This is a genomic window from Oleiphilus sp. HI0067 (genome assembly GCF_001635735.1).
The window spans coordinates 1-1,684 of sequence record NZ_LWFI01000915.1 but is presented as its reverse complement, the minus strand read 5'-3'; the positions used below and the strand labels follow the sequence as shown (position 1 = coordinate 1,684).

General features: G+C 41.6%; 2 protein-coding genes. One reads left to right on the top strand and one right to left on the bottom strand.

Going from position 1 to position 1,684, the window contains the following annotated elements; genetic code table 11:
• Window positions 1-243 (bottom strand): ATP-binding cassette domain-containing protein (locus A3739_RS10690; protein ID WP_156502534.1); only part of this gene is annotated, 243 nt, incomplete at its 3' end.
• A gap of 303 nt (window positions 244-546) precedes the next feature.
• Between A3739_RS10690 and A3739_RS10685 the strand changes: the two genes are divergently transcribed.
• A complete protein-coding gene (locus A3739_RS10685) occupies window positions 547-1,569 on the top strand; it encodes a carbon-nitrogen hydrolase family protein (protein ID WP_068501292.1) in 1,023 nt (340 codons plus the stop codon).
• Window positions 1,570-1,684: the final 115 nt, after the last annotated feature.

The window sequence follows — 1,684 nt, the reverse complement described above, 5'->3', positions numbered from 1 at the left end:
AACGCTGTATTCTTCAAATGCGTATTGATCCTGACTTAATTTAGCGACACGTTCATTCGGAGAAATCGATACATTTCCTGATGTTGGCTCAAGTGAGCCGTCCAAGATTTTCATGAACGTTGATTTGCCGCAACCGTTTGCGCCAATAAGTCCGTAGCGATTACCTTCGCCAAATTTGACGGAAATGTTTTCAAAGAGAGGTTTCGCACCAAATTGCATGGTGACATTTGCTGTAGAAATCAATGAGTCGACCTTCGATCAGAATGTATGGAGACAAGCAAAAAGCCTGATTGCCTAAAATTTGCGCGCACTATAGAGCACAGCGCGCGCGAGGTCGATAAAAACTTTGAAATAGCTGCCGAGTTAGTATGACGAGCATATTTTCGTCACGATCAGGGGGCCATATTCTGTTTATATTTACGATAACTCACTACGATCTGAAATCATGTGTTTGAATCAACTTAGTCTCACTTAATTAAAACAGTCTCATGATAAGATTGATCATCTGTCTCCAAAAAACATCAATAAGGAAATCAAGTGTCGAGAATGAGAACGATAAAAGTCGCATCGAGCCTGATGGACGCAAACCCTTCACCAGTTGAAGCGCGATTAGAGCGGGCTGAAAAGCTAATATCTGAAGCGAGCCTTGATGGTGCCAATCTTTTTCTATTACCCGAAATGTTTAACTTCGGCTATGCCTATGACGTAAAACTCTTTGATCTTGCCGAATCACCGACTGGGAAAACCTATAAATTTCTTAAGGGCTGCGCTAAGAAGTATAACATGATGATCGGGGGCACCTTTTTAGTCAGAGAAAATTCTCACATCTACAACCGCTTTATGCTTATCAGTTCCTCTGGCGAGCAGTGGGAATATGACAAGAATTATCCATGGGGGTGGGAGCGTGGTTATTTCAGGGGTAAGCACCAAACAACCATTGCGGACACGCCATTGGGAAAAATAGGTATGCTTGTTTGTTGGGATATCGCGCATACTAATTTATGGGAGGCGTATGACGGAGAGGTCGACTTTATTCTCGCTAGTATGTCGCCACCGATTACAACAGATCCTACTTATCATCTATCAGATGGTCAGACTCTATCTAATAGTGAGCTAGGGTTCATTCCTAGACTTATCGAAAAGATCTCTAGCGCAGCTGATCTGTTTTCCGATATTCCAAAGCTGCTTGCTAGTGAACTCGAAGTGCCTGTGATCTCGTCTGCATCCACTGGACAGATTCAATGTCAGATGCCACATCCAAAAGCGCTTTGGCTAACATACTGTGCAGTCAATCCTTTGATGTGGCGTCACTGGAACTCTACAGACTCTATTCGTGCTGATTTTAAATGCGCCGATTTCGCTCAAATTATCGATAAGTCAGGCCAAACAGTAAAAGCATGTCAACGTGATTCAGGTGACGCGTGGGCTTCACAAGAAATCTCATTTTCATCGACTAAAACAAAAGTTAAGCACGCTCTACCTAAAAGAGTACTGCCAATCATGTCCTACATTTTTGCAGACAAGATTTTCAAATATCCGTCACTAATGACTTATATAAGGCGCCGTTAATCAAACTCACTGCTTAAAACAATAGTGAAGAGTTATTTGCTAAGTTGCCTTAATAGGTATGCTACTAAACATTAATTTTAAATTACTAATACTCTTTAGTATTGGACATAGGCTA